This window comes from Amycolatopsis sp. A1MSW2902 (genome assembly GCF_017312175.1).
Classification (GTDB): Bacteria; Actinomycetota; Actinomycetes; order Mycobacteriales; family Pseudonocardiaceae; genus Amycolatopsis; species Amycolatopsis nivea.
This window is the reverse complement of sequence record NZ_QJPO01000001.1, coordinates 8,351,255-8,373,591: the sequence shown is the minus strand read 5'-3', so window position 1 is coordinate 8,373,591 and position 22,337 is coordinate 8,351,255. Positions and strand designations below refer to the sequence as shown.

The 22,337-nt window shown below is 69.9% G+C and carries 23 protein-coding genes; 11 read left to right on the top strand and 12 right to left on the bottom strand.

Annotated elements, in window-relative coordinates; genetic code table 11:
- Window positions 1-41: 41 nt before the first annotated feature.
- Window positions 42-1,103 (top strand): SDR family NAD(P)-dependent oxidoreductase, encoded by a 1,062-nt coding sequence (locus DMP23_RS39310; protein ID WP_337824015.1) that lies wholly within the window; start codon window positions 42-44, stop codon window positions 1,101-1,103.
- Window positions 1,104-1,156: 53 nt separating this feature from the next.
- Window positions 1,157-2,005 carry an MBL fold metallo-hydrolase gene (locus tag DMP23_RS39305; RefSeq protein WP_337824014.1) on the top strand — a complete coding sequence of 283 codons (849 nt, stop codon included), beginning with the start codon at window positions 1,157-1,159 and terminating at the stop codon, window positions 2,003-2,005.
- A gap of 18 nt (window positions 2,006-2,023) precedes the next feature.
- On the opposite strand, the gene DMP23_RS39300 is transcribed toward DMP23_RS39305, so the two are convergent.
- The 3 genes from DMP23_RS39300 to DMP23_RS39290 are packed head-to-tail and all read right to left on the bottom strand — an operon-like array spanning window position 2,024 to window position 5,183.
- Complete coding sequence (locus DMP23_RS39300) at window positions 2,024-3,073, bottom strand: sensor histidine kinase (protein WP_037811134.1); 1,050 nt, start codon at window positions 3,071-3,073, stop codon at window positions 2,024-2,026.
- Window positions 3,070-3,771: a response regulator transcription factor gene (locus DMP23_RS39295; protein ID WP_337824013.1), complete on the bottom strand. Its 702-nt coding sequence runs from the start codon at window positions 3,769-3,771 to the stop codon at window positions 3,070-3,072. The genes DMP23_RS39300 and DMP23_RS39295 overlap by 4 nt, the downstream gene beginning before the upstream one ends.
- An 8-nt stretch (window positions 3,772-3,779) precedes the next feature.
- Entirely contained in the window at window positions 3,780-5,183 is a 1,404-nt protein-coding gene (locus DMP23_RS39290; RefSeq protein ID WP_337824012.1) for a hypothetical protein, read from the bottom strand.
- A 159-nt stretch (window positions 5,184-5,342) separates the two neighbouring features.
- Here DMP23_RS39290 and DMP23_RS39285 point away from each other — a divergent pair, with 159 nt between their 5' ends.
- From DMP23_RS39285 to DMP23_RS39265, 5 genes are read left to right on the top strand one after another with little or no spacing between them, the layout of a single operon-like run.
- Window positions 5,343-5,987, top strand: coding sequence for a glycosyltransferase family 2 protein (locus tag DMP23_RS39285; RefSeq protein WP_337824493.1), 645 nt, complete (start codon window positions 5,343-5,345; stop codon window positions 5,985-5,987).
- Window positions 5,984-6,655, top strand: coding sequence for a TIGR04282 family arsenosugar biosynthesis glycosyltransferase (locus tag DMP23_RS39280; RefSeq protein ID WP_337824011.1), 672 nt, complete (start codon window positions 5,984-5,986; stop codon window positions 6,653-6,655). Before DMP23_RS39285 ends, DMP23_RS39280 begins: the two co-directional genes overlap by 4 nt.
- Window positions 6,652-7,281 carry a class I SAM-dependent methyltransferase gene (locus DMP23_RS39275; protein ID WP_337824010.1) on the top strand — a complete coding sequence of 210 codons (630 nt, stop codon included), beginning with the start codon at window positions 6,652-6,654 and terminating at the stop codon, window positions 7,279-7,281. Before DMP23_RS39280 ends, DMP23_RS39275 begins: the two co-directional genes overlap by 4 nt.
- A complete protein-coding gene (locus DMP23_RS39270) occupies window positions 7,278-8,489 on the top strand; it encodes a molybdopterin-dependent oxidoreductase (RefSeq protein WP_337824009.1) in 1,212 nt (403 codons plus the stop codon). The genes DMP23_RS39275 and DMP23_RS39270 overlap by 4 nt, the downstream gene beginning before the upstream one ends.
- Window positions 8,486-8,938, top strand: a complete 453-nt coding sequence (locus tag DMP23_RS39265; protein WP_337824008.1) for a hypothetical protein — start codon at window positions 8,486-8,488, stop codon at window positions 8,936-8,938. Before DMP23_RS39270 ends, DMP23_RS39265 begins: the two co-directional genes overlap by 4 nt.
- A gap of 291 nt (window positions 8,939-9,229) precedes the next feature.
- On the opposite strand, the gene DMP23_RS39260 is transcribed toward DMP23_RS39265, so the two are convergent.
- The 7 genes from DMP23_RS39260 to DMP23_RS39230 form a co-directional block, all read right to left on the bottom strand.
- Complete coding sequence (locus DMP23_RS39260) at window positions 9,230-10,825, bottom strand: trypsin-like peptidase domain-containing protein (RefSeq protein ID WP_337824007.1); 1,596 nt, start codon at window positions 10,823-10,825, stop codon at window positions 9,230-9,232.
- A 79-nt stretch (window positions 10,826-10,904) separates the two neighbouring features.
- Window positions 10,905-11,975 carry a galactose-1-phosphate uridylyltransferase gene (gene galT / locus DMP23_RS39255; protein WP_337824006.1) on the bottom strand — a complete coding sequence of 357 codons (1,071 nt, stop codon included), beginning with the start codon at window positions 11,973-11,975 and terminating at the stop codon, window positions 10,905-10,907.
- Window positions 11,972-12,772, bottom strand: coding sequence for a DeoR/GlpR family DNA-binding transcription regulator (locus DMP23_RS39250; RefSeq protein WP_106961260.1), 801 nt, complete (start codon window positions 12,770-12,772; stop codon window positions 11,972-11,974). Before DMP23_RS39250 ends, galT begins: the two co-directional genes overlap by 4 nt.
- A 119-nt stretch (window positions 12,773-12,891) precedes the next feature.
- Window positions 12,892-14,331 (bottom strand): sensor histidine kinase, encoded by a 1,440-nt coding sequence (locus DMP23_RS39245; protein WP_134665169.1) that lies wholly within the window; start codon window positions 14,329-14,331, stop codon window positions 12,892-12,894.
- On the bottom strand, window positions 14,328-15,020 hold the full coding sequence (locus DMP23_RS39240) for a response regulator transcription factor (protein ID WP_037811118.1): 693 nt from the start codon (window positions 15,018-15,020) through the stop codon (window positions 14,328-14,330). The genes DMP23_RS39245 and DMP23_RS39240 overlap by 4 nt, the downstream gene beginning before the upstream one ends.
- 131 nt (window positions 15,021-15,151) lie before the next feature.
- The gene (locus DMP23_RS39235) at window positions 15,152-15,772 is read right to left on the bottom strand and encodes a TRIC cation channel family protein (protein WP_037811116.1); all 621 of its coding nucleotides are present in this window, start codon (window positions 15,770-15,772) and stop codon (window positions 15,152-15,154) included.
- A gap of 9 nt (window positions 15,773-15,781) precedes the next feature.
- Window positions 15,782-16,435: a response regulator gene (locus DMP23_RS39230; protein ID WP_009083595.1), complete on the bottom strand. Its 654-nt coding sequence runs from the start codon at window positions 16,433-16,435 to the stop codon at window positions 15,782-15,784.
- Between the two features lie 462 nt (window positions 16,436-16,897).
- Here DMP23_RS39230 and DMP23_RS39225 point away from each other — a divergent pair, with 462 nt between their 5' ends.
- Window positions 16,898-18,085: an MFS transporter gene (locus tag DMP23_RS39225; RefSeq protein ID WP_337824005.1), complete on the top strand. Its 1,188-nt coding sequence runs from the start codon at window positions 16,898-16,900 to the stop codon at window positions 18,083-18,085.
- Here the strand turns inward: DMP23_RS39225 and DMP23_RS39220 are convergent.
- A complete protein-coding gene (locus DMP23_RS39220) occupies window positions 18,051-18,662 on the bottom strand; it encodes a TetR/AcrR family transcriptional regulator (protein ID WP_337824004.1) in 612 nt (203 codons plus the stop codon). The two genes, DMP23_RS39225 and DMP23_RS39220, sit on opposite strands and share 35 nt — an antisense overlap.
- A gap of 69 nt (window positions 18,663-18,731) precedes the next feature.
- Between DMP23_RS39220 and DMP23_RS39215 the strand changes: the two genes are divergently transcribed.
- Complete coding sequence (locus tag DMP23_RS39215; RefSeq protein WP_337824003.1) at window positions 18,732-19,649, top strand: alpha/beta hydrolase; 918 nt, start codon at window positions 18,732-18,734, stop codon at window positions 19,647-19,649.
- A 116-nt stretch (window positions 19,650-19,765) separates the two neighbouring features.
- Here DMP23_RS39215 and DMP23_RS39210 read toward each other — a convergent pair whose 3' ends face one another.
- The gene (locus tag DMP23_RS39210; RefSeq protein ID WP_337824002.1) at window positions 19,766-20,449 is read right to left on the bottom strand and encodes a GntR family transcriptional regulator; all 684 of its coding nucleotides are present in this window, start codon (window positions 20,447-20,449) and stop codon (window positions 19,766-19,768) included.
- Between the two features lie 109 nt (window positions 20,450-20,558).
- Between DMP23_RS39210 and DMP23_RS39205 the strand changes: the two genes are divergently transcribed.
- Together DMP23_RS39205 and DMP23_RS39200 are read left to right on the top strand one after the other, a co-directional pair.
- Window positions 20,559-21,392, top strand: coding sequence for a fumarylacetoacetate hydrolase family protein (locus tag DMP23_RS39205; protein WP_134729278.1), 834 nt, complete (start codon window positions 20,559-20,561; stop codon window positions 21,390-21,392).
- Between the two features lie 13 nt (window positions 21,393-21,405).
- Window positions 21,406-22,332, top strand: a complete 927-nt coding sequence (locus tag DMP23_RS39200; protein WP_337824001.1) for a VOC family protein — start codon at window positions 21,406-21,408, stop codon at window positions 22,330-22,332.
- Window positions 22,333-22,337 lie beyond the last annotated feature (5 nt).

Sequence of the window (22,337 nt, the reverse complement as noted above, 5' to 3'; positions counted from 1 at the left end):
GGCCGCGCGCACCCCGGGGCGGGCCGCCTAGCGTCGGCGGGGTGCGAGTGCTCATCACCGGCGGAGCCGGGTTCATCGGGTCCCGGATCGCCGATCAGCTGGCCGACGACGGCGCCGAGGTCGTCGTGCTGGACAACCTGCTGTCCACCGCGCACGGCTCCACCACGCCGCCCGAATACACCCAGCGGCACCGTTTCCTCCGCGGTGACGTCACCGACACCGAGATCGTCGCCGAGCTGCTCGACGGCGTCGACGCAGTCTGTCACCAGGCCGCGGTGGTCGGGCACGGCGTGGATCCCTCCGACGCGCCCTCGTATGCGCTGAACAACGACTACGGCACCGCCGTGCTGCTGGCCGCGATGCATGCGGCGAAGGTGCGAAAGCTCGTGCTCGCCTCGTCGATGGTGGTCTACGGAGAGGGGCGCTACGCGTGTGCGGAACACGGTGTCGTTCCGCCGTCACCCCGCCGGCAGTCCGATGTGGACGCCGGACGATTCGAACCCGCTTGCCCGCACTGCGGTGCCGAGTTGGGCTGGCAACTCGTGCCCGAAGACGCGCCGCTGTTGCCCCGGAGCACCTACGCGGCAACAAAACTGGCGCAAGAACATCTCGCGGGCGCATGGGCGCGGCAGACCGGCGGCACGGTCTGGGCGTTGCGCTACCACAACGTCTACGGCCCGCGGATGCCGCAGAACACGCCATACGCGGGCGTGGCGTCGCTGTTCCGCTCGGCATTGGAGCGCAGCGAAGCGCCGACCGTGCTGGAGGACGGGCGGCAGCAGCGGGATTTCGTGCACGTGGACGACGTGGCCCGAGCGAACGTCCTCGCGCTCCGAAGCGACGGTCCGGAGGCAGATCTCACGCCGCTGAACATCTGTTCCGGACAGCCGCACAGCGTCGGCGACCTGGCCCGGGAGCTCGCCCGCGCCTGCGGAGGGCCGGAGCCACGGATCGTCGGCGGTGCGCGGCCCGCGGACGTCCGGCACGTGGTCGCCGACCCGGCTCGAGCACGGGAACTGCTCGGGTTCCGGGCGGAAACGTCCTTCGCGGAGGGCATCGCCGCGTTCGCCACCGCGGAGCTGCGCGCCTCCGTCACCCGATGAGGTGAAGATCACGTTCCGGAATGAATCGGCCGTACCGGATCTTGATGCTGGGCATGCGTTCCATCGTGGTGGGGGACATTGAAATCCACGCGCTGACCGACGGACGGCTGCAACTGCCGTCGTCGTTCTTCCCGGGACTTCAGGGCAAGCGCTCGGCGCCGAGCACCGTGCCCGTGATCGTCGGCGCGTTCCTGATCCGGACGGGCGGCCGCACCGTGCTGGTCGACGCCGGTTTCGGACCGCGTGCGTCCGGCGAGCCGCACCTGCCGCAGCACTCCAAAGAGCAACTGCACCCCGTGGTCAGCGCCGCCGAGCCGGAGCACACCGGCGGCTTGCCCGCGGCGCTCGCTGAGGCCGGGGTTGCCCCCGCGGACATCGACACCGTGGTGCTGACTCATCTGCACGCCGACCACATCGGCTGGGTCACGCCGAACGGCGAGCCGTACTTCCCGAATGCCGAAGTGCGGTACGGCGCGCCCGACTGGGCAGCGTTCATCGAGCCAGCGGGGCGGCACGACCGCGGCCGCGTAGCGCTGGAAGCCCTTCGCGCCCAGGGCAAACTGCGACCGCTGCTTGACGGCGAAATGGTCGCTCCCGGCGTCACCGTCCGGCATGCGCCTGGACACACGCCAGGGCATTACGTGCTGGAAGTCGCGGACCAGGACCGTCGCGCTGTCCTGATCGGTGACGTCTTCCAGATTCCGGAGCAGATGGCTGATCCGGCGATCGGTGCTGCGTCCGACGCCAATCCCGGACAGGCGGAGCTGACCCGCCGCCGCTGGCTCGGCGAGGTGGTCGGTACCGGCACGATCGTCGCGGCCGCGCATTTCCCGGATGAGCCGTTCTTCCGGATCGCGGCCGACCACAGCGTGGAGCCGGTCGCGGCGGTTGCCGCTTCCTGACTGTCCACAATAGACGGCTCAGGAGGCCGCCAGCGGCAACCGCACCTCGAAGCGGCAACCGGGGCCGTGGTTCTGCACGCCGATCCGTCCCCGGTGTGCCTCCACCAGGCCCTTCGCGATCGCCAGGCCCAGTCCGCCGCCGCTGGTGGTGCCGCTGCGGTCGGGGGTGCGGGCTTGGGTGCCGCGGAAGGCGACGTCGAAGACCCGGCTGATCTCGTCGTCCGGAATCCCGCCGCAGCCGTCGTCCACGGCTAGCAGCGCCTGGTCGCCGTCGATGCCGATCTGCACAGCGACCGTGCCGTCCGGTGGGGTGTGCCGGATGGCATTGGACACGAGGTTCCGCACGATCCGCGCCAGCTCCGGATCGCTGCCGGACACCACTGGCCACGCCGACGCGTTTTCCAGCACCCGTACGCGTTTGCGGTCCGCCACCGGTGCCTGCGCGGCGACCGCGTCGCTCACCACGTCGCGCAGCGGCACCGCCGACATGCTCAGTTCGAGCGCTCCCGCGGTGATCCGGGACAGCTCGAAGAGATCCCCCACCATGCCGGACAGCCGGGTGGTCTCGCCGCTGATGCGCTGGGCGTAGTCGGCCACCTCGGCGCGCTCCGAAACCACGCCGTCGGCTAGCGCCTCGGCCATCGCCTGGATCCCGGCGAGCGGGCTGCGAAGGTCGTGGCTGATCCACGCGACCAGTTCGCGACGCGACGCCTCCGCCGCGCGTTCGCGGTCCCGCGCCTCGCGTTCCCACACACTGCGCCGCGCGATGACCCGGCCCAGCACCATCGCCGCGGGCACCGCCACCAGTGCCACGAGCAGGCACACCAGCAGTTCCGTGGTCAGGGCCTCGGTGAACATGAAGCCGCTCACGCCGAGGATCCCGACCAGCATCGCGGCGACCGGAGTCAGCACGAGCGTGGTCATCGTCGTGGCCAGCGACCGGTGCCGCAGCAGGTAAAGCGCGAGTCCGCCCAGTGCTGCCACCGGCAAGGCGAACAGCAAGGCGAGCGGCAGGATGTGCAGGACATGGACGAACATGTCCCACGCCGACTCGCCCGAGCCGATCACGGCTGTGTCCGGTCGTAGCGGTAGCCAACGCCCCACACCGTCGCGACGCGGACCGGTTTGGCCGGGTCACGTTCGATTTTCTCGCGCAGCCGGCGTACGTGGACAGTCACCGTGGACTGGTCGCCGAAGTCCCAGCCCCACACCTTTTCCAGCAGGTCGGCCCGGCTGAACGCGACGCCGGGGTGGGAGAGGAAGAACGCGAGGAGGTCGAACTCGCGCGTGGTCAGCGGAAGCGCCTCGCCGTCGAGCGTCGCCTGGCGGGCGGTCATCTGGAGCCGGAGGTTGCCGTCCGTCAGTTCAGCCGCGGGCGGCTCGGGCCTCGGCATCCGGGCCCGGCGCAGCACGGATGCCACGCGCAGGGTGAGTTCCTTGGGGCTGAACGGTTTGGTGACGTAGTCGTCGGCCCCCAACTGCAGTCCGGCGATGCGGTTTTCCTCCTCGCCGAGCGCGGTGAGCAGGACGATCGGCACCTGGCTCGTCTGCCGCAGCCGACGGCACACCTCCAGGCCGTTCAGCCCGGGCATCATCACGTCGAGCACCACCAGGTCCGGCGCCCGCTCGGCGAACCGGGCGAGCGCCGCCGTGCCGTCGCCGGCCAGGTCGACGGTGAAACCGGCGGTTTCGAGGTAGCGACGGACGACGTCGCGCACGGTCTCGTCGTCGTCTACCACGAGCACGCGACCCGCTTGGTCCTCCATGCCTCACCTCACCAGTTCGTCAGCAGCAGGTGGTTGACCGCGAGCGCGACCACCGCCTGTCCGGCCAGCCACCAGCGGCGGTGGCCCGCCGGGAGCAGCGCCGTGGCCGGGATCAGCCACGCGCCGAACGGTAGCCAGATCCGTTCTACCTCAGCCTTCGACAGGCCGGACGAATCAGCGAACACGATCGTGAGCAGAGCGGCCACCACGATCAGCAGCACCGGATCGCGCAGGATCGTCCGGCGGGAAGGCAAAAAGACCGCGTTGGCCACTCCCCGGCGAGCCGCTGCGACCACTGCGGGGCCGCACGCGACCGCCACCGCGGCCAGGTCGGCCCACACCCAGTAGGAATACGGCCGCACCAGCGCAACGCCCTGGTAGTAGCGCTCGACGACGAGGTGGTAGCCGTCGAACCACCAGAAACCGGCGAGCGCGAACACGGCGACCACTGCTAGTGCACCAAAGGCAGCGACGAGAGTGGCCCGCCATTGCCTGCCGAGCACGGCGATGGCGAGCGCGACCAAGCCGAGCAGGACGAGGCCGTAGGAGAGGAAGATGCCGAATCCGATGAGAATCCCGGCTGCTAACGCCGTCGGCCAGGCGTAACCGCGCTGTTCCCGGAAGCCCACCGACGCCAGGGCGAGCAGTACGATGCCGGTGGCGGTCACACCGGCGAAGAGGCCGTCCGCGGAAACGCCCAGCCACACCGCGCCTGGGCTGAGCACGGCGAACGGAAGCGCCGCGCGGGCGGCGTCGGGGCGACCGAGCAGGGCGATCGTCGCGGGTACCGCGGCCGCGACCAAAGCGGCCACCAGCACAACCGCGGTCGACGCCCAGGCACCGCCGTGGAGGCCGAGCCGGTCGAGCCAGACGAAGACGAGGGTCGCGCCGGGCGGGTGGCCGGACACGTGAGTGGTCCACGAGTTCGGCTGGAAATCGAGGATGCGCGAGGAGAATTCGCGGAGGAACCGCGGGATGTCCGTGATGCCGGGGACCTCGTGCAGGTACTCCTGCACAGTGGTCAGCCGGCCGGTGAAGCCGCGCGTCCAGCCGTCCACCATGGCGAGCGAGAAGATCCAGGCGAGGGAGGCCAGGTAACCCGCGGCCAGAGCGCGCCACCATCGCAGCCGGGCGGCCAGGGTCGGGCCGTACAGGACGACACCGGCAGCGATCAGGACGGCGAACACCGAGCCGGGGCCGACGTGTGGCAGCCAGTGCGCGAACAACGGCGGCGCGAACGCGTAGATCACCACGTCCGAGCCTGGCCGGTTGTAGTACACGCCAACCGCGGTCGCGGCGGCGACCACCACGAGGGTGACGCCGACCGTCACGAGATCGGCGCGGAACCGGGGACGGACGGGAACCGGGGACGGCGGCTCGGCGAGCCGGGCAGCCTTCGTCGACTCGCTCATCGCCGGTCACGATAACCCCGCGGGCGGGCGTCCGGCAGGGTTCCGGCGGATCCGTGAGAAGTCGGTAAGATCTGGGCGAACGTCAGGATTTGGTAAGCACAGCAAGGGTTCTGCACTGTCCTTTCCAGACCTACCGTACGCCTCGTGAACGAATTCGGAGTGGACGTCGTCCTCCCCTGCCTCGACGAGGCGGCCGCGCTGCCCGGCGTGCTCGCCGGTCTGCCGCCGGGGTATCGCGCGATCGTCGTGGACAACGGGTCGCGCGACGGTTCCCCTGATGTCGCGGCCGCGCACGGCGCGAAAGTCGTCGACGAGCCGCGGCGTGGTTACGGTGCCGCTGTCCACACCGGGTTGGAGAACGCGACCGCCGACATCGTCTGTTTCGCGGATGCCGACGGATCACTCGATCTGGCCGAGTTGCCGCGTCTGGTCGCCGCGGTTGTGGATGGTGCTGACCTCGCGGTCGGGCGCCGGGTGCCGGTTTCCCGGGCAGCTTGGCCGTGGCACGCAAGAGCAGGCAATGCCGTCCTCTCGCTGCTCTTGCGGTCCCGTGGGCTGCCGGTGCGGGACATCGCGCCGCTGCGGGCGGTGCGTCGTCGGGAGTTGCTGGCTCTCGGCGTCACGGACCGGGCTTTCGGCTACCCGCTTGAGCTGTTGGTGAAGGCCCAGCGCGCGGGCTGGACGGTCCGGGAGTTCGACGTCGCTTACCGGGAACGGGCGCGGGGCACGAAATCGAAGGTGTCCGGTTCGATGCGCGGCACGTTGCGAGCGGTGCGGGACTTCGGGCGGGTGCTCGCCCGATGACGTTCTGCCTGCTTGTGGTCGCGAAAGCCCCGGTGCCGGGGTTCGCGAAGACTCGGTTGTGCCCTCCGGCGACGCCAGAACAGGCCGCGGAGATCGCCGCCTCCGCGCTGTTGGACACGCTGGACGCTGCGTTCGCCACTGACGGCGCGATCACTGTCGTGGCGATGACGGGCGACCTCTCGGAGGCGGCGCGAGGCGGCGAAATCGGCCGGGCGTTGCGGAAGGCGACCGTGATTGCGCAGCGGGGCTGGGATTTCGGCACCCGGCTGGCCAACGCGCACTCCGACACCGCCGCGGTGCATGCCGGGTTGCCCGTGCTGCAGATCGGCATGGACACGCCGCAGGTCTCCCCCGTATTGCTGGCTTCAGCGATCAAGCAGGTCGTCGATGGAGACAGCCGCGCAGTGCTGGGCAGCGCGGAAGACGGGGGCTGGTGGGGACTCGGGCTGGCTGATCCGCGGCAGGCGCAAGTGCTTGCCGGAGTTCCGATGTCGCGTCCGGACACCGGATTCCGCACTCGAGCGGCATTGGAAGGATCCGGGCTCCGCGTCGGCGAGCTGCCGACACTGTCCGATGTGGACACCATGGAGGACGCGCTGCGGGTGGCCGCGATCCGGCCGGAGAGCAGGTTCGCGGCCGCGGTCGACGCGGTGGGAGTGGTGGCATGAAACTCGCGACTGGGCGGGAATTCGATCGCGGGCTGCTTGGCCATCACTGCTGGCTGGAGCTCGCGAACGGCGACCGGATCGAGCTGCCGGTCGGTCGTTGGGCGGACGGTTGCGGTGCGGGCGACGCCGTGCTGCTGGACGCGTGCGCGGGTCCGACTCTCGACGTCGGCTGCGGACCCGGTCGGCTTACTGCTGCGTTGACGCGTCGAGGTGTGGTGGCCCTCGGCGTGGACAGTTCGCCGGTCGCGGTGCGGCTGACCCGGCGACGCGGGGCGAGTGCGTTGCAGCGCAACGTTTTCACTCGCTTGCCTGGCGAGGGACGATGGAATCACGTGCTACTGGCTGACGGCAACATCGGGATCGGTGGTGATCCCGATGCGCTGCTGCGGCGAGTGCGCGAGTTGCTCACGCCCGATGGCGACGTGCTCGTGGAACTGGAGGAGCCGGGCCAGGGGGTGCGCCGCGACCACGTCCGCTTGCGGCCGGATCCCGCTGGTGGACGGTGGTTCACCTGGGCATGGGTCAGTGTCGACGCCATTGCGGAAATCGCGGTGCGGACTGGTTTTCGAGTGGTGTGGACGACCAGTCGCGGCCGCCGCTGGTTCGCGAAGCTGGCACGCGCATGAAACGGCTGGCAGCCGCGTGGCGCGAGCTCGACGCTCGGGTTTCCGCAGCACAGGCAAAGATCGGCGAACGGGCCCGTGCCGTCGATCGCCGGGTCCCGAAGGCGGAGCAGTTCAAGGGCGGTGCGCACGGCGAGCGTGCGACCGCCCGCGTCGGCAGCCTGCTCGGGCTCGCTTTCCTGATCTGCTTCATCACCGGACTGCTGAGCCATTTGATCCAGCATCCGCCCGAGTGGTTCTTCTGGCCGAGCCGTCCGGTGTGGCTGTATCGGGTGACGCAGGGCGCGCACGTGCTGTCCGGGATCGCGGCGATTCCGTTGCTGCTGGCCAAACTGTGGAGCGTCTACCCGAAGCTGTTCGAGCGGCCGCTGGTGCGTTCGGTGCCGCACGCCGTGGAGCGGCTGTCGATCCTTGTGCTGTCCGGCGCAGCGTTCTTCGAGCTGAGTTCGGGACTGCTGAACGTCGCGCAGAATTACCCGTGGAATTTCTACTTTCCGCAGGTGCACTATGCGGTGGCGTGGGTCGCGATCGGATCGATCTTCGTGCATGTCGCGGTGAAGCTCCCGGTGATCCGGCGGGCGCTGACGCGGGAGCGTGCGCCCGCTCAGCAGCCTGGCCCTGGGTTGTCGCGTCGGGGATTCCTGACCACCACGGGGATCGCGACCGGAGTTGCTGTGCTGGCGACCGCTGGGGCGACCGTTCCGGCGCTGCGGAACGTCTCCGGGTTGTCGTGGCGATCGGACAAGGGCACGCAGAAGCTGCCGGTCAACCGCACGGCCGTGGCAGCGCAGGTCACGCGGGCAGCGCAGGATCCTGGATGGCGGTTGTCCGTGGTGACTCCGGCAGGGGCCCGGCAGTTCACGCTGGCCGAGCTGCGGACGTTGCCGCAGACCACTGTGGACTTGCCGATCGCGTGCGTCGAAGGGTGGAGCCAGATGGCGACCTGGCGCGGCGTCTCGTTCCCGGACCTGCTGCGCGCGAGCGGGACTTCGCCCGGCGTGGACGTGCGGGTGTCGTCGCTGGAGAAGACCGGTTTGTACGGCGTCAGCGTGTTGCCCGGCGAGCACACGGCCGACCCGCTCACGTTGCTGGCGCTGGAACTGAACGGTGAGGTGCTGAATCTCGACCACGGGTATCCGTGCCGCGTGATCGCGCCCAGCCGGCCGGGCGTGTTGCAGACGAAGTGGGTCGAGAAGCTGGAGGTGCGGTGAAGACCGCGCAAATTCTGCTGGTGCTGCCCGGATTAGCGGCGTTGGCGTACGGGATCGTGCTGTTCCTCGACTATGCGGCGCCGGCGTGGCCGGACAGTTTCACGACGTTGCTGTGGATCGGCGGCGGTCCGATCGTCAACGACGCGGTGTTCGCTCCGATCGCGGGCGCGGTCGGCCTGCTGCTCGCTCGATTCCTGCCACCGCCGTGGCGAGGGCCAGTGCAGGTTGGTGCGGCGTTGACCGCGGTGCTGGGTTTCGTGGCGTTCCCGCTGCTGTGGCGTGCTTATGGCGTGCCGCCGAAGCCCGGTCTGCACGACGGGAACACGTGGCTGGGGCTGCTGGCGACGCTCGCCGTGGTGTGGAGTGCCGTCTTGGTCGTTTCGCTCGTCCGGATTGTCCGGGTACGGCGGCAGGCGGCGCGGAAAATTCGGCCGCGCGCACGTAGTTGACCTGGGTTTTCTTCCGGTACCGGAATTTTCCCGCGGATTCGGCGTTTGGGACAGCGTGCGCGTGGGCACCTCACCGCACGCGGAGAGGCTCTCCGTGCCGAGTCGGAGGCGGCACGGAGAGCCTCTTCGTGTTTCCGTGTGCGAGCTGGTTTTCGCGCGCTGGGCACAAAAACGGCCACGCGCGACCGGCTCTTGTGCTCCGGTCGCGCGCGGCCTGCAAAGGTTCGGCCCCAGCGCGGATAGGGGGTCGAGCCGTGGCTGGTCTCGGCCGCGCCTCGGCGGCCGAGCGAACTAGTTGGCCGGTACCGCCTGTCCGCCCAAGGTGACCTGCACCGTGCGTCCGTCGGCGAGGGTGAAGGTGGTCTGGTCGTTCGGGGCGCGGGTGCGGATCGCGGCGACGAGCGTGTTGGCGCTGTCGATGACGCGGTCGTCGATCTTGGTCACCACGTCGCCGGACTTCAGGCCCGCCTTCTCCGCCGGGCTGCCCGGCGTGATGTCGCCGAGCTGGGCACCGCCCTGGGGCGCGTCGGTGACCTTCGCGCCGATGAACGTCTGGGTCGCGTGCCCGGTCTTGATGATGTCCTGCGCGGTGCGGCGCGCCTGGTCGATCGGGATGGCGAAGCCGATGCCGACGTTGCCGCCCTCGCTGCCGCTGCCCTGGCCGCGGCCCGAGTTCGGGCTGTAGATGGCCGAGTTGATGCCGATGACCTGGCCGTTCATGTTCGACAGCGGACCGCCCGAGTTGCCGGGGTTGATCGCGGCGTCGGTCTGGATCGCGTCCATCACCGTGGTCTGGTCGGTTTCGTCGCCGCCTGCCTGCACCGGGCGGTGCAGGGAGCTGACGATGCCCGAGGTGACCGTGCCGGTCAGCTCGTACGGCGAACCGATGGCCACCACCTGCTGGCCGACCCGCAGGTCGTCGGAGCGGCCCAGTTCGACCGGCTTCAAGTTGCTGACGCCGGACACCTTGACCACGGCGATGTCCGTGGTCGGGTCACGGCCGACAACCTTCGCCGCGGCCTTCTTGCCGTCCTGGAACACGGCCTGGATCTGGCCGCCGTTCGCGGCGACCTGGACGACGTGGTTGTTGGTGAGGATGTAGCCGTCGCTGCTGATCACGAAGCCGGAGCCCTCGCCCGCCGCGGTCCGGCCGGACACCTGCAGCTCGACCACGCTCGGCGACAGCTTCTGCGCCACCGATTCGACCGAGCCGGCCGGCACGTTGCCGGTCTGCTGCGCGGGTTTCGGCGCGTCGAGCGCGCTCACCGACGAACCGGACCCGCCGGTCAGGTACCCGACGGTTCCGCCCGCCACGCCGCCGATCACGAGCGAGATCGCGGCGACGCTCGCGAGGAGCTTGCCCGCCGATCCCTTCTTCTCGCGCTGCGCGGGGACGCCGTACACCGAGGTTCCCGGTGCGCCGTAAGGATTGGCCGGGGCTCCGGCGGGCGGAGTGTGCGTGCCGCCGGGGTATTGGCTGCCGTAGGGCTGCTGTGCGCCGGGGATCGCGCCGCTCTGGGGCGCGCCAGTGTGCGGCGCGGCCGCGCCTTGGGCCGACCACGGATTCGGCGTGCTTCCAGCCGGAGCAGCGGCCCCGTACGTCGGAGCGGCGCCGTACTGCCCCGCAGGCGCTCCGTACGCACCGGAAGCGTCGCCGCTCGCCGTGCCGGTGCCAGACGTCCCCGCCGAGCCCTCAGCGGCCGAACCGTACGCGGCGGTCGAACCAGTGGCACCGGAAGCCGACTGGTTCGCGTCGCCGCCGGAAGAGGGTTGGTCCGGCTGAGCCGGGGTCTGCTGCCAGGCCGCCTGGCCTTCGGCGCCCGGCTGGGCGCCCGGGTCCTGGCGACCCGCCGCGGAGTCGGGCACGTGGGGGTCGTTCTCGGTCATGTCCTCACCTAAGCGGCTGGGCCTGAGAGGTTCCTGAGTCGAACCTGTGTTTCGTAGATGAGTATGCCGCGAGTTCCGGTCAGCCTGCCGAACGAAGCCGGTCCGCGATCTGTTCCGGGGTGGCGTCGTTGATCCAGACCGCCATGCCCGACTCGGATCCGGCCAGGTACTTCAGCTTGTCCTTGGCCCGCAGCACGGAGAACAGCTCCAGGTGCAGCCACGACAGCTCCCGGTCCCGCCGCACCGGAGCCTGGTGCCAGCCCGCGATGTACGGCAGCGGCCGGTCGTACAGCGCGTCACACCGGCGCAGCACGTCGAGGTACACGCGGGAAAAGTCGTCGCGCTCGGCGTCGGTGAGCGACGGGAGGTCCGGTGTCTGCCGGTGCGGCACGATCTGGACGTGCACCGGCCAGCGCGCGGCAGGCGGCACGAAAGCCGTCCAGTGCTCGCCGGTCGCGACCACGCGCTCGCCCGATTTCCGTTCCGCCGCCAGCACGTCGCCGAGCACCGAGCCGCCGTGCTCGCGCGCGACCGCCAGCATCCGCTCGGTCTTCGGCGTGACGAACGGGTAGCCGTAGATCTGGCCGTGCGGGTGCGAGAGCGTGACGCCGATTTCCTCGCCGCGGTTCTCGAACGGGAAGACCTGTTCCACGCCAGGCGTCTGCGCGAGCGCGGCAGTGCGGTCGGCCCAGGCGTCCACCACGAGGCGCACCTGTTCCGGGGTCAGCCGGGAGAACGCGCCGTCGTGGTCGCTGGTGAAGCACACGACCTCGCAGCGGCCGAGGCCCGGCGCGGTGGGGACGAGGCCCAAGCCGTCCACAGTGGACGGTTCGCCGGTCGCCTGCTGCGAGAACGACGGGAACCGGTTCTCGAAGACGACCACGTCATAGTCGGCTTCGGGGATTTCGCTCGGTTTGCCCGGACGGGTCGGGCAGAGCGGGCAGAGGTTGGCAGGCGGCTTGTACGTGCGCGTCTGGCGGTGCGCCGCCATCGCGACCCACTCGCCGGTCAGCGGGTCGCGGCGGATCTCCGAGGCCGCCGCGACCGGCGGCAGGTCCCGGGTGTCCTCGGCGAGCCGTTCGCGGTCGTCGGTGTGGTCGAAATAGATGATCTCCCGGCCGTCGGCCAGGTACCGCACAGTGCGTTTCACGCTTCTTCTGCCTCGAGGTTCTCCGCCGTTTCGGCGATCATGAGTTCTCCGACCCGCTCCGCGAGGTCTTCCCGCGCGCGGTCGTCCAGTCCGTCGTCGGTCACCACGACCTGTGCTTCTTCCAGGTCCGCGATCGTGGAAATGCCGACGGTGCCCCACTTCGTGTGGTCGGCGAGCACCACCAGCCGCCGTCCGGCCTCCACCAGCGCGCGGTCGGTTTCGCTCTCGGTGAGGTTCGGGGTGGTGAACCCGGGCCCCACCGCCATGCCGTGCACGCCGAGGAACACCAGGTCGAGATGCAGTGTCCGCAGGCTCTGCACGGCGACCGGTCCGACCAGCGCGTCCGAGGGGGTGCGCACCCCGCCGGTGAGGACCACCGTGCGGTCCGGCTGTCCCGCGTTGCGCAGCACATCGGCGACCTGGATCGAGTTGGTGACGATGGTGAGGCCCTCGACGCCGTCGAGCGCGTGCGCGAGCGTCCAGGTGGTGGTGCCCGCGGACAGGCCGATCGCGGTGCCCGGCTTGACGAGGGTGGCCGCCAGTTCGGCGATGGCTTCCTTCTGTGCGCGCTGGCGCACCGATTTCGCCTCGAAGCCCGGTTCATCGGTGCTCTTGCCGACCAGCGACGTCGCGCCGCCGTAGACCTTCTCGACCAGGCCGCGGCCCGCGAGCACGTCGAGGTCTCGGCGGACCGTCATGTCGGAGACGCCGAGCCTCGCGACGAGGTCACTGACCCGGACCGCACCGGTCCGGCGTGCTTCCTCGAGGATCACCGCCTGTCGCTGCCGCGCGAGCACCGCCACTCCCCAAGCACACCCATCAACTGCACAAAATCCTACACGATTCAACATCAGGTGTGCGCGACGTGCAGATCAAGCGTCCCCCTGCCGGGCGACAGCCATGCGTGGCGGGCCGCTCAGGCGACGGGCGCCCCTGGTAGCCGGATGGTGAGCAGAGCGCCGCCTTCCGGTGCCCGGTTGGCGTAAACCGTGCCGCCGTGCCGTTCGGCGGCGTGCTTCACGATCGCCAGCCCGAGGCCGGATCCGGGCAGGGTGCGTGCCTCCGAAGAGCGGTAGAAACGGTCGAACACCTTGGGCAGGTCTTCCTCGGCGATGCCCGGTCCGGAGTCCGCGACCTCGACCACCGCGGTGCCGTCGCCGAGCGGACGCAGCGTGACCCGCACCCGCGAACCCTGCGGCGAGAACTTCACCGCGTTGTCCAGCAGGTTCAGCACCGCCCGCTCGAGCGAGCTGTTGTCGCCGGTGAGCACCCACGGCTGCAGCGCGACCTCGAACTCGATCTCGCCCGCCCGACGGCGCGCCCGGTCGAGTGCGCGCTCGACCACGTCCATCAGGTCGACGCGTTCGGCCTGCTCGCGCGGTTCGTCCTGCCGCGCCAGCTCCACCAGGTCGCCGATGAGCTGGGTCAGCTCGTCGAGCTGGCCGCGAATGTCGGCCTCGATGTCGGCGCGGTCCTCGTCCGGCAGCGACGGCGCGCCCGGGCGACTGGCCGACAGCAGCAGTTCCAGGTTGGTGCGCATGGAAGTCAGCGGGGTCCGCAGCTCGTGCCCGGCATCGGCGACCAGCTGCCGCTGCCGTTCCTGCGAGTCCGCGACCGTGCCGAGCATGATGTTGAAGCTGTGCGTGAGCCGGGCGAGTTCGTCATCGCCGCTCACCGGGATCGGACGCAGGTCGCCGGTCGCGGCTACCCGTTCGGCAGCTGAGGTCAGCCGGTCGACGGGGCGCAACCCGGCGCGCGCGACGGCTGTGCCCGCACCCGCGGCCACCACGATCCCGGCACCGCCGACGAGGAACAGCACCACGGACAGCTGGTTCAGCGCGCGCATCGTCGGAGCCATCGACTGGGCCAGCACGATCGCCTGGCCGTGCCCGAGCGGCACCGCGACCACGCGCATGCCGGTGGCCGCGTCGGTGCGCAGCGACTGCGGAAGCACGCCGGTCGCGACGCGCATCTCGGACGGGCCGACCGGCGGCCGCGTGCCCGGCTGCGGATAGATCAGGTCGCCGGTGAGGCCGTTGAGCTGGCCGATCTGCAGGTCAGCGCTCGCCAGCAAGGCTCCCGGGACCTCGCGCAACTGGTCGGTCGGCACCTGCGGCGAGTTCGCCGCGGCTTGTGCGCGGGCCAGCAGGTTGTCGTCGAGCTGAGTGAGGAGGTTGTTGCGCACCACGAGGTACGCGCACAGGGACACGAGCGCCACCGCACCCGCGACGCACGCCGCGGCCAGCAGCGTGACGCGGCCGCGCAGCGAGAACCGCCGGGTGGTCCACCGGGTGCCCCGCGGATCCGGGACCTCCCCCTCCGGCGCGGCGTGCGCACCCGCCGGGTAGTCGGTCACGGCGGGGTCTCGCGCAGGACGTACCCCACTCCACGCACCGTGTGGATCAGCCTCGGTTCGTTGTCCGCTTCCGTCTTGCGGCGCAAATAGCCGACGTAGACCTCCAGCGCGTTGCCCGACGTCGGGAAGTCGTAACCCCATACTTCCTCCAGGATCCTTCCGCGGGTCAGCACGTGCTTGGGGTACGAGAGGAACAGCTCGAGCAGCGCGAACTCGGTGCGGGTGAGACTGATCTCGCGACCGCCGCGGCGGACCTCGCGAGTGCCGGGGTCCAGCGTGAGGTCGGCGAACGACAGCACCTCCGACGTCTCGCCTTGCTGAGCGTCCGGCGCGGCGCGGCGCAGCAGGGCGCGCAACCGGGCGAGCAGCTCCTCAAGGGCGAACGGCTTGGGCAGGTAGTCGTCGGCGCCGGCGTCGAGGCCGGAGACCCGGTCGGAGACGGTGTCGCGGGCGGTCAGCACGAGAATCGGCAGGTCGTCGCCGGTGCTGCGGAGCCGGCGGGCCACTTCGAGCCCGTCGAGGCGCGGCATCATCACGTCGAGAACCATCGCGTCCGGACGGTTGGCGAGGATCGTCTCCAACGCCTGCGCACCATCGCTCGCGAGCTCCACGGTGTAGCCGTTGAACTCCAAAGACCGCCTGAGCGATTCACGGACGGCACGGTCGTCGTCCACTACGAGGATGCGCATGCCGTCAGTCTTACGCAGAGTGCTGAGACCCGCCTAAGAACACACGCAGAACACACAAAGAGCATTTCCGGACGACCGCGGACAGGGCGGCACATTCGCGCTGGCCGCACCGGGGGTCGCGGACGCGGAAATCACAATGAGCGCTCTTCCGGCGGCCGGGCGACCGGGGCGTTCCAGTGTCGCCAGAGAGCGAGCACGCGGATCGCGACCACGACCACCGCCGAGACGGTCGTGACCGCGCCGGCCGGGAGGTTCAGCGCGTGCCCCGCCCAGACGCACACCGCACCGGTCAGCGCGGCCATCGCGTAGATCTCCTTGCGCAGCACGAGCGGGATCTCCCGCAGCAGCAGGTCGCGGACCGCGCCGCCGCCGATGCCGCTGGTCATGCCGATCAGACACGCGGCGTACCCGGTCGCGCCCGCGTTCAGCGCCAGCGTCGTGCCGGCCGTGGCGAAGACTCCGAGCCCGACCGCGTCCGCGAGCAGCACGGCGTGGCGCAGCCGGGCGACCTGCGGGTGGAAGGCGAACACCACCAGCGCCGTCACCGCGCAGACGGCCAGGTACGGCCAGTTGCGCAGGGACGTCGGCGGGTGGATGCCGAGAAGCACGTCGCGGATGATGCCGCCGCCGAGTGCCGTGGTCAGGCCGACCACGACGACCCCGAACACGTCCAGCCGCGCCCGGACCGCGGCCAGCGCCCCGGACGCCGCGAACGCCACCAGCCCGAGGAACTCGAGCGCGGTCAGCAGCATGTGCTGGTTCTACTGGTCGAGAAGCCCGCCGCGGTAGGCCAGGAGCGCGGCCTGCACCCGGTTGGCCGCGCCGATCTTCGACAGCACCGCCGAGACGTACCCCTTCACGGTCGCCTCGGACAGGTGCAGCCGCCCGCCGATCTCGGCGTTCGACAGGCCCTGCCCGATCAGCGCGACGACCTCGCGTTCGCGTTCGGACAGCGAGGCCAGGAGTTTGCGCGCCGGCTGCGCGGCCCGCTGCTCGTCGCGGTGGCTCTGCACCATGCGCACGGCCACCCCCGGATCGAGGACGGCGCCGCCCTTGGCCAGGTCGCGCACGGCCCGCAGCAACGCCGCCGGGTCGATGTCCTTCAGCAGGAAGCCGTTGGCGCCGAGCCGGAGCGCGAGGCTGACGTACTCGTCGATGTCGAAGGTGGTGAGCATGGCGACGGTCGGCGGATCGGGCAGCGCGAGAATGGCCCGGAGCGCGCGAATGCCGTCGTCAGGGGCGCGCATCTTGATGTCGAGCAGCGCGACGTCAGGGTGATAGCGACGGGCGACCTCGACCGCCGATCTGCCGTCGCTCGCCTCGCCCACGATCTCGATGTCCGACGCCCCGGACATCATGGCGCGCAGCCCCGACCGAACTAGTTCCTCGTCGTCGGCGAACATGAGCTTGATCAACGAAGCCCTCCGGCAAACCGTGGGTTGGAGGCGGCTCCCCGCACCCGTTACGGAAGATTACCTACTGTTGTTCACGGTTTCGAAACCAGACACGACCAGGTGACGCGGATGGTCCACCGGAGCGGCCGAGAACAGCAGTCGACCCGGTTGCTGGTCACCCACTTGAGTGACTTCTTCGGATGGGCGCCGCCGAGTTGCGTAACCGATCCAGAAGGAGCGGATGTTCATCGGCTGGTTCGGAAGGCTTGCTGGCTGGAGTCCGCGCGAAAAAGGTGACCGCCGGACGCGCCGCCGCTGCTACGGTCGCGGCGATGTTCCAGTTCATCGTTCTCTTCAGCTGACGGTCCTGCGACCCGCCCCTCGCAGATCCAGCACCGGCCCGGGCGGGTCTCAACGCGCCGTTTTCGGCGCGGGACCCCGTCAGCCGCGCGCCTCGACTCGCGCTGTGCCCTGGAGAACGACGTGTCACCTGAACCCCCTTCCTACTGGACCGCGCTGCGCCAGCCCCACGTGGTGCGCTCCTTCCTGCCGAGCATCCTTGGCCGATCGTCGCTGGCGATGTCCGGTCTCGCGCTCGTGTTCCTCCTCGAATCCGGCAGCGGGTCGTTCGCCGCCGCCGGAGCCGTCACGGCCACGCTGGGAATCGCCAACGTCGTCGCGACACCCTGGCGAGCGCGCGCCGTCGACCGATTCGGCCAGGCAACCGTCTTGTCCACACTGGGCGCGGTCCACACGACGGCGCTCGTGGTGTTCGCCGTGGATCCGGGCGCGCCGTTGCCTTTCTTGCTGGGTCTCGGCGCCGTCGCGGGGTTGTCGCTCCCGCCGTTCGGATCGACGATGCGCGTGGTGTGGTCGGCGGCGCTCGTCAGCGGACCGCTGCGCACTCGAGGACTGAGCCTGGACGCGGTCGCCGAAGAGCTGATTTTCGCGGTCGGGCCGCTGACTTCCGCGATCCTCACCGCGCTCGCGGATCCGGCGCTGGCGCTTTACGTCTCGGCCGGCCTCGTCGCCACGGGCAGCGGCCTTTTCGTGCTCAGCCCGCTGTCCCGGCAACAGCGCGGACACCGCACCAAACGAACCGCGGAAGCGCCGAAACCGTTGCGGTCGCCCGGATTTCTGCCGGTGGTGGTCGCCATCATGGCTCCGGGAATCATCCTCGGCGCGGTCGAGATCGTGGCACCGGCTATGGGCGCGGCCGAGGGTTCCGCGGTTCTGCCCGGCGTCGTCCTGGCCCTGTTCGCTGGGGCCAGCGCGCTCGGCGGCTTGCTGTACGGCCGCCTCAATCCGCGGATGTCGGTCGAACGACAGCTGCTCGTTCTCGGCGCAGCGCTGATCGGCGTCAGCGCGACCGCTGGGCTCATCGGGTCCACGCCAGTGCTGGTCGTCGGCATCGGCATAGCGGGCGGCTTCATCGCACCGCTGCTCATCGTCGGTTATCTGGCGGCCGACGCGCGCACTGATCCCACCGTGCGGACCGAAGCGAGCAGCTGGATCAACACCGCGGTCAACCTCGGTGCCGCTGCCGGCTCGGGTCTCCTCGGCGCGACGACGGAAACCACGGCACCCGGCACCGCCCTCGCGATCTGCACCGCGGCCGCAGCGGTCGTCTTGCTCGTCAGCGCGCCACGACGCCGTCGCGCAGTGCCGTGAACAGCTGATCGAGACGGGCGCGGTGGTTCTTCGCCACCGCGCGGTCCGGCTCGCCCTCGATACGGCGGCGGACGGTTTCCACGAGCACCGCGCTGTAGCCAGCGATAAAGAAGGCCGCGAGCAAAAACCCGTCGCCGTCGAAGGCGGGGTCTTGGGCTAGCTCCTCGGCTAGGACGGACTGGAGTTCGGAACCGATGGCTCGCGCGCGGGCGATCAGCGCGGGGGAACCGGCGACCGTCCGGAAAAACGGTACGGAATTGGCGCTGATCCCGGACAGCGGCGCACGGTCCTCGCACAGGCGGAAGCACAGGCCCTGCAAGGAGGTCAGAATATCGGCGTCCGGCGCGCGGTCTCGGACTGCCGCGCGCAGCAGGTCCACGGCGTCGGCCGCTCGGTCCAGGAAAAGGTCTTCCTTTCGCGCGAAGTGGTTGAAGACCGTCACGCTGGAAACCCCGGCCTCCCGCGCGATCTCGGCAACGGTCACGGCTTCGTACCCGCGCTCCACGAACAGCCGGTTCGCGACCGCCAGGATCCGGGCGCGCGTCTGCGGGCCGCCGCGTTCGCTGGTCCTGGGCATCCGGAACCACTTCCTTGTGTCACTAAATTTAGTTAGTTAAGATGTTACCAGGCAGAGGGGAGCCCAGTCATGAGCGAGCGCGTGTTTCCCGCTCCGTCGACGATCAGCGAGCAAGCACGGTCTTGGCTCGCCCTCGACGCCGGCGAGTTGACCTATCCGGCTGCCGAGGACACGGATGGCTGGCTCGCGATGGCGGCTCGGGCGAATCAGTCGACAGCCCAGCGGTTTCCGGTCACTGGACTGCCGGTGCACGTCGAGGACTTCGAGGTCGACGGAGCCGCCGGGTACGCCGCGCGGCCGCATGGGGTCGATGCCGACGCCGTCTTCCTGTGGATGCATCCCGGCGGCCTCCTGGTCGGCGGCGGGGACGCGTGCCGGGCGACAACGGCCAGGACCGCCTTGTCGACCGGCATGCTCGTGTGGGGTGTGGACTATCGACTGCCGCCGCTCTGTCCGTATCCGGCGGCGCTGAATGATGCGATGTCCGTGTACCAGCACGCCTTGCGGGAGCGTGATCCGTCGCAGGTGTTCGTCGGCGGCGATTCCGCGGGAGGGAACATCGCGGCCGCGCTTTTGTTGTGCGCCAAGGACGCCGGGTTGCCGATGCCGGCCGCGCTGGTGCTCAACACCCCGCAAGTCGACCTGACCGAATCCGGCGACACCTTCCAGACGCTGGACGGCGTCGACAACATCCTCCGCAGTCTGGCTCCCACGAACGCCCTCTACGCAGCGGGTGCCGACCTACGGGATCCGTACCTGTCCCCGATCTTCGGTGACGTTTCCGGCTTCCCGCGCACCTTCCTCCGGAGCGGTACCCGCGATCTGTTCCTGTCGAACACGGTCCGGATGCATCGGAAATTGCGCGCCGCCGGCGTGGCAGCCGAACTGCACGTGTTCGAGGCGATGCCGCACGGCGGGTTCGGCGGCGACAGCCCGGAGGACTTGGACGCGGCGGCTGAGCAGCGGCGGTTTCTCGCTCGGAGTTGAGAGAACTTGTTTGCCGCAAGACTTTCGAGATCCGATGCCGTCAGGTTATCGCCGGATAGCGAACCAGTCTTGGACGCCGGGTCCGCACGCAGGCAAAACTCGAGGCATGACCACCGCTATCCATCGCCCTCTTCCCGGCTCCGATACCCGTCGAGCAGCAGCTTCGTAGTCAGCTCGATGTGGTCCCGCAGGGCCTCGACCGTGCCCGCGACGTCTCGGTCGATCGCGCGTTCGCAGATCAGCCGGTGTTCCGCCGCGACGTCGCGGTGGTTGTCCTCGCTCGAGGCGCGGGCCCAGCACCGGTAGACCTCGGCCGATTCGCGCAGCTGGGTCGCCACCGTGCGCAGGTGCTGGTTCGGGCAGCCCTCCAGCAGGACCTGATGGAACCGGGCGTGCGCGGCCAGCCAGCGCTCGTTGATCGCGTCTGACTCGTCGGCGAACGTGGTGCGGGCGAGATTGTGGTGCGCCGCGAGCAGGTCGGACTCCCATTCGATGCTGCCGTGCGCGAGGGATTCGCGGACCACGTGCGTTTCGACGACCACGCGCGCTTCGGTGAGGTCTTGCAGGGTGTCCGGGGAGACGTCGATGACCCGGAACCCTTGCTGTGGCGCGAAAGTCGCGAGTCCTTGGCCGACCAGCCGGGGCAGCGCTTCGCGCAGGACGCCGCTGCTGGCGTCGTAGTCCCCTTTGAGCGCTTCGACGCGCAGCCGAGTTCCGGGCGCGTGCCGGCCGTTGAGGATGTCGGCGCGAAGACGCAGGTAAACGTCCTCGACGCGGGTCGTGCTGCGAGCGCCAGTCATGTCGCAGATCGTACCTGGTTCCGCATACTCGCCATAATCTCGAGATTTAGTTGACTTATCGAGATTCAGCGGTGTTCACTGGCCGGGAAGCAGCGGAAGGACGCGGAGAATGCAAACGACGACACGGGCCGGCCGGATGTGCCTGGTGCTCAATGACAGGGCGATCGACGTCGAAGGGGCGAGCGGCGGGCGGTTCCCGGCCGATCCGCTCGCGGTTTTCGAGCGCTGGAGCGAGTTCGCGGAGTGGGGGCGGACGACGACCGACGGACCGGCCGCGCCCGAGGGTCTCGCGGGGAGCCCTTCGCCGAAGCCTCGGCAGATCTTCGCCATCGGGCTGAATTACCGCGAGCACGCGCAGGAAGCCGGGCTCGAGCTTCCGGAGTCGCCGGCCACTTTCACGAAGTTCGCCACGTCCCTCACCGGGCCGGACACGGAGCTGAAGCTGCCGAGCGAGTTCGTCGACTGGGAAGCGGAACTCGTGGTCGTGATCGGCCGCCGGGCGGAGAAAACCGCGGCCGAGGACGCCTGGCTGCACGTGGCGGGATTGACGGTGGGGCAGGACTTTTCCGAGCGAGTCGTCCAGGCGGCGGGCCCGGTTCCGCAGTTCTCGCTCGGCAAGTCGTTCCCGGGGTTCGCTCCCACCGGGCCGGTGCTGGTGACCGCGGACGAGTTCGCCGACCCCGACGACCTCGCGATCGAGTGCCTGGTCAACGGCGAGAGCGTGCAGAAGGCGCGCACGTCGTCAATGGTCTTCTCGGTCGCCGAACTGATCGCGCGGCTCTCGGCGGTGTGCCCGCTCCTTCCCGGCGACCTGATCTTCACCGGCACGCCCTCGGGGGTCGGGCATTCGCGGTCCCCGCGGCGCTACCTGCGGCCGGGCGACGAGGTCGTCACCCAGATCGAGGGCATCGGACAGCTCCGGCAGACCTGCGTCGCCGGGTGAAGGGAGCGATTCCATGGCACTGCACAGATTGAAGTCGCTGACCGTCGGAGTGCCCGACGTCGCGGGCACCTCCGGCTACTACGCCGACTTCGGGCTCACGCAGCTCGCGCCCGGCAGGTTCGCCACGGTCGAGGGCGGCGAGCAGTTCGTGCTCGCGCACTCGCGGGTCCGCCGCCTGCTGGGTTTGACCGTCGCGGTCGACGACGCCGACGACCTCGGCCGGATCGCCGCGAACCTCGACCGGCTGGGCGTTCCGGTGCGGCGCGAGGCCGACACGCTGCACGCCCGGGAGCCGATCGCGGACATCGCCGTCGAAGCGGTCGTCGCGCCGCGGCTGGTCCGCACACCGGTGCCGGCGACTCCGTACAACGGGCCTGGCCGGTTGGACCGCGCCAATACTCGCGCACCCGTGTTGTCGCGGACCGGGCCGGTGCGGCCGCTCGCGCTGGGGCACGTCGTGATCGGGACGGTCGAGCAGGAATCGACCCAGCGGTTCTTCACCGACGGCATCGGATTCAAGGTCAGCGACGTGGTTCCGGGCCGGGCGGCGTTCCTGCGGTGTTCCACCGATCACCACAATCTCCTGGTGCAGCAGGCTCCGCTCAATTTCCTGCACCACACGTCCTGGCAGGTGTCCGATGTGGACGAAGTCGGCCGCGGAGCGATGGGCATGCTCGCCGAGCATCCGGAACGGCACGTCTGGGGACTGGGACGCCACCACATCGGGTCGAATTTCTTCTGGTATCTCAAGGATCCCGCCGGGAACTTCGCCGAGTACTACTCCGACATGGACGCCATCGTCGACGACCAGCTCTGGACGCCGCGGTCGTTCGAGGGCATGCGGTCGCTCTACGAATGGGGCCCGCCGCCCCCGCCGTCGTTCATCAATCCGGAGGACCTGGCGGCGCACATGACCGGCGCGCACGCCGAAGGCAGCTGAGCGGA